The organism is Brevundimonas sp. (assembly GCF_019636155.1).
Taxonomy (GTDB): domain Bacteria; phylum Pseudomonadota; class Alphaproteobacteria; order Caulobacterales; family Caulobacteraceae; genus Brevundimonas.
On record NZ_JAHBYB010000006.1, the window covers coordinates 187,086 to 194,799 of the forward strand.

6 protein-coding genes are annotated in these 7,714 nt (G+C 70.3%); 3 read left to right on the forward strand and 3 right to left on the reverse strand.

Going from position 1 to position 7,714, the window contains the following annotated elements; all coding sequences use genetic code 11:
- The first annotated feature begins 38 nt into the window (after positions 1-38).
- Genes KF910_RS09035 through KF910_RS09045 form a run of 3 tightly spaced genes read left to right on the forward strand, consistent with a single transcriptional unit; the run spans position 39 to position 4,058 of the window.
- Positions 39-1,739, forward strand: a complete 1,701-nt coding sequence (locus KF910_RS09035) for a class I adenylate-forming enzyme family protein (RefSeq protein ID WP_292260850.1) — start codon at positions 39-41, stop codon at positions 1,737-1,739.
- A gap of 5 nt (positions 1,740-1,744) precedes the next feature.
- The gene (locus KF910_RS09040) at positions 1,745-2,671 is read left to right on the forward strand and encodes an NAD(P)H-dependent flavin oxidoreductase (RefSeq protein WP_292260853.1); all 927 of its coding nucleotides are present in this window, start codon (positions 1,745-1,747) and stop codon (positions 2,669-2,671) included.
- 46 nt (positions 2,672-2,717) lie between these two features.
- A complete protein-coding gene (locus KF910_RS09045; RefSeq protein WP_292260856.1) occupies positions 2,718-4,058 on the forward strand; it encodes a spinster family MFS transporter in 1,341 nt (446 codons plus the stop codon).
- Positions 4,059-4,071: 13 nt separating this feature from the next.
- Here the strand turns inward: KF910_RS09045 and KF910_RS09050 are convergent, their stop codons facing one another.
- The 3 genes from KF910_RS09050 to KF910_RS09060 all read right to left on the reverse strand — a co-directional run bounded on the left by KF910_RS09050 (position 4,072) and on the right by KF910_RS09060 (position 7,630).
- Positions 4,072-5,568, reverse strand: coding sequence for a spinster family MFS transporter (locus tag KF910_RS09050; RefSeq protein WP_292260859.1), 1,497 nt, complete (start codon positions 5,566-5,568; stop codon positions 4,072-4,074).
- Complete coding sequence (locus KF910_RS09055; protein ID WP_292260863.1) at positions 5,565-6,887, reverse strand: hypothetical protein; 1,323 nt, start codon at positions 6,885-6,887, stop codon at positions 5,565-5,567. The genes KF910_RS09050 and KF910_RS09055 overlap by 4 nt, the downstream gene beginning before the upstream one ends.
- Before the next feature lie 206 nt (positions 6,888-7,093).
- Complete coding sequence (locus KF910_RS09060) at positions 7,094-7,630, reverse strand: response regulator transcription factor (protein WP_416354693.1); 537 nt, start codon at positions 7,628-7,630, stop codon at positions 7,094-7,096.
- Between the last annotated feature and the right edge of the window lie 84 nt (positions 7,631-7,714).

Consider the following 7,714-nt stretch of genomic DNA (forward strand, 5'->3'; position numbering starts at 1 on the left):
TTCCCCTCCTGCAAGCGCGCGTCGACCGAGGCCCGGTCATGATCGTCCACGATGCGGCGCGCGCCGAGGCGTTTCACGCCAAGGGCTGGTGGTTCGAAGAGACGATCAACGACCTGTTCCGGGCCAGCGTCCGACGCAATCCCGAAGGCCTGGCCCTGGCCGACGCGCCGAACCGCGAAGACTTCACCACCGGCTCTCCCCGACGTCTGACCTATGCGCAGACGGACGCCGCCGTCTCGGCCCTCGCGGGCCGGATGGCGGCGCGCGGGGTGGGCAAGGACGATGTGGTGGCGGCCCAGTTGCCGAACATCGTGGAGTCCGTGCTGGTCCTGCTGGCCTGTGCGCGGCTGGGCGCCGTCTACAGCCCCCTGCTGCCCCAGTTCGACGAGAATGAGCTGAAGCCGATCCTGGCCAATCTGCGGCCCCGGCTGTTCCTGACCGTTTCCCGCTTCAAGAAGCGCGACCTGTCCGAGGCCCCGATCCGGCTAAGCGAGGGCGGCGACTGCCAGGTCGTCGTCTTGGATCGGCTGGATGACCCCGACGCCTGGTGGGCGCCCGACGCCGAGAGCGAGACGGCCCTGGCCGAGGCCCTGGCGCAGGGACGCGCCTGCGCCGACGACGTCTTCACCGTCTGCTGGACCTCGGGCACCGAGGGCGAGCCCAAGGGGGCGATGCGGACCCACAACAACTGGCGCTGGACCGGTCAGATCATGATCGATTCCGCGGGCATGCGGCCCGACGACGTGATCCTGAACACCCGGCCGCTGGTGAACATGGCGGCCATAGGCGGCAGCGTCATGCCCTGGGTCATGGGCGGCGGCGCCCTGATCCTGCATTCGCCCATGGACGTCGGACTGGTGATCCAGCAGATCCGCGACGAGGCGGTGAACGTCACCTTCATGCCGCCGGCCTTCTTCATCTCCCTGCTTCAGGACGAGGCGCTGAGGGCCAGTGCGGATCTGTCGTCCCTGCGGGTCATGGGCACCGGGTCGGCGGCGATCCCCGGCTGGGTCATCGGCCGGATGGAGACCGAGTTCGGCGTTCAGATCATCAACTTCTTCGGCTCGAACGAGGGCATGAGCCTGCTCAGCTCGCCAGCCGACACGCCAAACCCGGAACACCGAGGGGCCTATTTCCCCCGCCTGGGCGATCCGCGTTTCGACTGGCCCGCCCTGCCCCAGTCCGTCCAGATCACCGGGCGGTTGGTCGATGTCGACAGCGGCGAGACCATCGACGAGCCCGGCCGCCCCGGCGAGCTTCGCATGTCCAGCCCCAGCATCTTCGGCGGCTATCACGGGCGGTCGGACCTGACCGCGGCCGCCTTCGACGCCGATGGCTTCCTGAAGACCGGCGACCTGTTCGAGATCGCCGGTCAGGGCGAACTGGCGCGCTATTACCGCTTCGTCGGCCGCTGCAAGGACATCATCGTTCGCGGGGGGCTGAAGATCGCCCCGGCCGAACTGGACGAACTGCTGTCGCAGCATCCCGGGATCAAGGAGGCGGCCACCTACGCCATCGCCGATCCCCGCCTGGGCGAGAAGGTGGCCGTGGCGGTGGCGCCGCATGTGCCCGGTTCAGTCAGCCTGGCCGACATCATCCAGTTTCTGAAGGACCGGCGGGTCGCGGTGTTCAAACTGCCCGAACACATGATCGAGCTGGACACCCTGCCTCGAAACGCCCTGCAGAAGGTGATGCGGCGGGAGCTGTCGCAACTGGATCCCCTGGGGCGGGGGGCCTGACGTCGATGTTCGCCAACCTGCGTATTCCGGTCATCGCCGCCCCCATGTTCCTGGTCTCAGGGCCGGACCTGGTCATCGCCGCCTGCAAGGCCGGGGTGATCGGCGCCTTCCCCGCCGCCAACTGCCGCACGCCCCAGGACCTGGACCACTGGCTGACGCGGATCACCGCCGCGGTCGGACCCGACGATGCGCCCTGGGCGGTCAATCTGGTCGTGCACCGGTTGAACCGCCGCCTGCCCGAGACGCTGGAGGTGGTGCTGCGCCATCGCCCGCCCCTGGTGATCACCGCCCTGGGCAGCCCGACCGAGGTCATAGCCGCGGTCCACGCCTATGGCGGCAAGGTCTTCGCCGACGTCGCCACCGTGGAACACGCCCGCAAGGCCGCGGCCGCGGGCGTCGATGGTCTGATCCTGGTCGCGGCCGGATCGGGCGGCCATACGGGATCGATCACCGGCTTCGCCTTCGTGCCCGCCGTCCGGGACTTCTGGGACGGGCCCATCGTCCTGGGCGGGGCCATAGGCACGGGCGCGGCCATCGACGCCGCCCTGGCCCTGGGGGCCGACTACGCCTACGTCGGCACGCCGTTTGTCGCCACGCCCGAAAGCCTGGCCAAGGAGGCCTACAAGACCATGCTGGTCGAGGCCGGCGTCGGCGACCTGATCGTCACCGACGCCTTCACCGGCATTCCCAACAGCATGCTGCGGCCCAGCATCGCCGCGGCGGGTCTGGATCCCGACGCCATTCCCGCCAGCGAACGCTCGCGCATCGACTTCGACGATCCGCACAACGGCGCCAAGGCCTGGCGCGACATCTGGTCGGCCGGCCAGGGCGTCGATGCGATCCGCAAGATCCAGCCGGTCGCCGATATCGTGGCGGATCTGGAACGCCAGATGAAGAACAGGGACGCCGTGCGGCGTCGAACGGCGGCCTGACGACCATCACCCGCGGCCCACGGCCGCCAACCGGGGCGAAAAGACCATGCAGATCAGCGACACGACCCCGGCCATGCCCGGAACGCCACGACCGCCGCTGATCGCCCGGCCCGGCTATGTGCTGTTCCTGCTGATGCTGGGCTATGTGCTGTCGTTCTTTGATCGGCAGATCCTGGTGGTCCTGATCGAGCCGGTCAGCCGCGACCTGAACCTGACCGACACCCATTTCGGCCTACTGTACGGCTTCGCCTTCGCCCTGTTCTACACCGTGATGGGGCTGTTCTTCGGGCGGCTGGTGGACCGGTTCAACCGGCCGCGCCTGCTGGCCATCTGCATCCTGCTGTGGAGCGCGGCGACCGCCGCCTGCGGCCTGGCGGACACCTTCGGCCAGCTGTTCGTGGCGCGGATGATGGTGGGCGTCGGCGAGGCCGCCCTGGCCCCCGTCGCCTATTCCCTGATCGCCGACCTGTTCGAGCCCAGGCGGCGCGCGCGGGCCTTTTCCGTCTACGCCACCGGCATCTACCTGGGCACTGGAACCGCCTTCCTGCTGGGCGGGCGGCTGGTGGCCTATCTGGACGGCTTCCCCAACATCACCCTGCCCCTGGTTGGCGATGTGCATGGCTGGCAGGCGGCCTTCCTGGTCGCGGGCGTTCCCGGCATCTTCCTGGCCCTGGCCCTGCTGTTCGTCCGCGACCCGCGGGGCAGGGCGGCCGCGGACACTGCGGCCGAGGTGGCGGCCCAGTCCAGTTTCAAGGCCTTCTTCGCCCACGCGGCCGCCCGCTGGCGCGCCCTGGCCTGCCATCACCTGGGGTTCGCCCTGCACACCGGCTTCGGTTACGCCATCGCCAGCTGGACGGCCGCCTTCTATCTGCGCGTCCATCAGTGGTCGATCGCCGACATCGGCCTGACCATGGGGCTGCTGCTGCTGACGGCCGGACCGGCCGGCGCCCTGAGCGGCGGCGCCCTTGCCGACGCCATGCTGAAGCGCGGGATATCGGACGCCTATCTGCGGCTGGGGTCGTGGATCAACCTGGCCCAGATCGCCTCGGTGGCCCTGCTGGTGCTGTCGCCCAATCCCTTTGTCGGCCTGATCGGCCTGGCCTTGGCCATCGCCACCATGAGCATGACCGGCGGACCGGCGGGCGCGGCGCTGCAGTTGGTCACCCCGGCCAGGCTCAGAGGTCAGGCCGGCGCCTTCTACACCTTCGTCAGCAACATCCTGGGGCTCAGCCTGGTGCCCCTGCTGGTGGCCCTGTGCACCGACCACCTGTTCGGCGATCCCCGGATGGTCGGGGTGTCTCTGCTGCTGGTCGGGACGGTGGTCCTGAGCATCGCCGCCGCCCTGTTGTGGATCGGCAAATCGGCCTTCCGGGTCGAGGCGGCCTGAAGATCCGCCGGGTTCACTCCTCGCCCGCCTCCGGAGCATCGCGCCGCGACATGCCCATGGCGGCCAGGAAATAGTGGACCGAGGCCCAGGCGTAGAACAGGAAGGTCAGCACCAGGCCCCCGCGCGTGCCTTCGGCCAGGGCCGCGCGGCAGGCCTCGACCTGACCAGCCCCGGCGCCCGTCGGCGCGACGCCGCCAGGACAGACGACTGCGAAATCGGCCGTCGGGGCCGCGCCGCCCAGCCAGACGCCCAGCAGCGCCCAGACGTCGCCGACACCGACCCCCGCCAGCCGCGCCTCGGCCAGGCGATCAATGACCCAGCCGGTGAACGGCGGACCTCCGGCCAGGGCGATCATGTTCAGGAACAGCAGCAGGACCGCGGTCGCGGTGGCGCGGCGGCGGACCGGGACAGCGTTCTGCACCACGCCGAAGGTCGGTCCCAGATAGGTGTAGTGGAACAGGCCCGGCACGATCAGGATCGCCGCCGCCACGGTCCATGACGGCTGGGTATAGGCCAGGATGTAGAGGGGCGTGCACAGGGCCAGGCCGATGGCCGGCGTCAGGGCGTACCAGGCGGGACTGCGCCGGGCCAGCCGATCGGCCAGGAAGCCGCCCGCCAGGGTCCCGACCCCGGCCCCGACCCCGCCGATCAGGCCGACGATCAGACCGACCGTGGCCAGGTCCAGCTGGAAGGCGGCCACGAAATACTGGGGCGCGAACTGGTTGGAGCCATAAAGGCCGAACGACACCAGGGTGATGCCCAGGGTCATGTGCAGCAGCGACCAGCGGCCGAACAGGGTGCGCGCCACCGCGCCGATCTCGCGCAGTTCCCGGCCCAGGGACAGGGGCGGCGGGGCGGGCTGAGGCTCGGGCGCCAGGCCGGCGGCGAGGCGCGCCTGGGCGTCCGCATGGCCGCGCGGCGGCTCGCGCATCAGCAGCCTGATCGCGATCGCCAGCAGGACCCCGGGCAGGCCCACCGCCACGAAGGCCCACCGCCAGCCCAGGCTCTGGGCCAGCCAGCCGCCCGCCGCAGCGCCGAACATCACGCCCAACGGCACCCCCAGACTATAGACCGCCATCGCCGAGGCGCGGCGGCTGGGGGGGAAATAGTCGCTGATCAGACTGTGAGCCGGCGGGGAGCAGCCCGCCTCGCCCACCCCGACGCCGAACCGGCACAGGGCCAGGCCGACGAAGTTCGACGCCAGGCCGCACAGGGCCGTGAAGCCCGACCAGACGGCCAGCGAAAGGGCCAGGATATTGACCCGGTTCATCCGCTCGGCCAGCCGGGCGATGGGCAGGCCCAGCAGGGTGTAGAGCAGGGCGAAATAGAGCCCGCCCAGAAGCCCGATCTGCGTCGAGCTGAGCCCCAGGTCCGCACGGATCGCCGGCCCCAGGATCGACAGGACGCTGCGGTCGATGAAATTGACCACATAGGCGCAGAGCAGCAGCCCCAGAACCAGGGCGCGGTAGCGGCCGGAGTAGTCCGCAGCCGGCGAAGACGGCGCGGTCATGAGCGGGCGCCCCGCTCCAGCATCCCGGACAGGGCGGCGCGCAAGGCGTCCGACACGGGCCGGACCAGCGCCCCGGACACGCACCGCATGTCGTCGCCGCGACTGTGATGGAAGCGATGCACGCCGAAGAAACCGGCCGCGCTGGGGTACCCGGCCTTCAGGATGTTGGTCAGTTCGCCGGCGGAATTCTCGACCGTCGCCGGATAGACGGCCTCCAGCCCCGGATGGCCCGCGAAGGCCTGACGGAACAGATCGACGATCTGAGGGCTGGCCAGCAGGTAACGCTGGGGGTCCGGACTGGGCAGGGGCCTCAGCCTCGGGCCGTATTCATGCCAGTCCCGGGCGGCGAGGTGGGCCCCCACATGCACCCAGGACAATGTCCGGTCCGGATCGGGCGCCTGGCGCTCCAGATAGGCCGCGCCGCCCAGGTTTTCGTATTCGTGCCCGCTGATGGCCACCAGTTCGACGTCGATGTCGTCGCGCCGCGCCGCCAGCCAGTGCGCGGCCGCCAGCCAGACCGCCAGGCCCGACCCCCGCTCGGCGGCGCATCCGAACCAGCCCGACCGGGGCGTGGACATCACCAGGCTTCGGCCCTCGCCTCGATCCAGCCGGGCGATCAGGTTGAAGGCCGCGCGTTCTCCAGACCGACCGGACAGGGTCAGCCGGCCCATTACGCCATCCGCAGCTGCGTCCAGGAAGGGGCCGGCGTCGTTCGGGGCCAGGATGGCGACCGGACCGGCGCTCGGGTCCCGATGGGCCGGCGCGTTCAGGGCCAGGGCGTCGCCCGTCGGCCCCGTGGTGATCATGACAGCGGCCACGGCGCCTCGGCGCCAGACATCGGCCAGTTCGGCCTCGACCAGGGGGTCCAGGGCGCTGGACCAGCGACGCGACGGCAGGACGATCAGGGCGATGGCGCCGTCCAGCCGCCCGGCGCCCAGGGCGAGACGCAAGGGGGCCGTCAAACCGTCCGGCCCGGTCGGGCGGACCACCGCCTGGGGAATGACGACGGCCTTCGCCCCCTCGATCACCAGGCTGGCCTCGTCAGCGTCGAAGAACGGCGCTTGGAAACCCTGGCGCTCGCAGCGATAACCCGCGGCCGTCAGTTCGCTGTCCAGCCAGGCGCCCACGGCGGTGTCGCCCGGACCGCCCGAGGCCTTGTCGCCATGTTCGAAATATCGTTCCAGCACCGCCTGATGCCAGCCGTCGTCCAGGGCGGGCGCTTCCGGCGGCGCGACCGCCAGCCCCCCTGCGGCGCCGGCGAACAGGACGCCCCGCCGCGACGGACCGAACCCGCCGAATCCTCGACCGCGCTGACGCATATTGCTCCCCTTCCCGAAGGCGCTTTGAAGCGACGCGAGGCCGGCTGGACGCCGCCCGGTCTTCAAGCCTTGTCTCGTTTCCCCCTCCCGGTCTTGGCGCCGGATCGGACCGGCATGGGTGCATGGGCGACGCCGCGCGTCAAGTTTCACTCTCGTGTGCGTGAATTGACTGGGAAGGGGCGGCCAATCTATGCCGGCCGCCGCCCTCAGGGGATCGGCCGCTTGGCCAGCTTGCGGGCCAGGGTGCGGCGATGCAGGCCCAGCCGCCGCGCGGTCTCGGAGATGTTGAAGCCGGTCTCGGCCAGGGTCTCGTTGATCCGCTCCCATTCCAGGGTCTTGATCGAGGTCGAGCGGGCGGTGATCCGCGCGTTCACATCGCCGTCCGAGGCCCGGGCGAAGGCCGCCTCGATGTCGTCCGTATTGGCGGGCTTGGCCAGGTAGTGGCAGGCGCCCAGCTTGATCGCCTCCACCGCCGTGGCGATGCTGGCGAAGCCTGTCAGGACCACGATCCGCATCTTCGGATCGAAGGCGTGCAATCGCTGCACGCAGACCAGCCCCGATCCCGTTCCCAGTTTCAGGTCCACGACCGCGAACTGAGGCGCCGACTCCGCCAGCCGGTCTTCCAGTCCCTCAACGTCCGACGCCGTCCAGACGCGATAGTCCCGCCGTTCGAACGAGCGCCGCAGGGTGGCGGCGAAACCGGCGTCGTCTTCGACGATCAGGATACGCTTCTCGTCCATCAGGACCCTACCCTGTCACGGTTCGCCGCCAGGGGCAGCAACAGACGCACCTCCGCGCCGCCCTCGGCTCGGTTCGCCGCCGTAAGG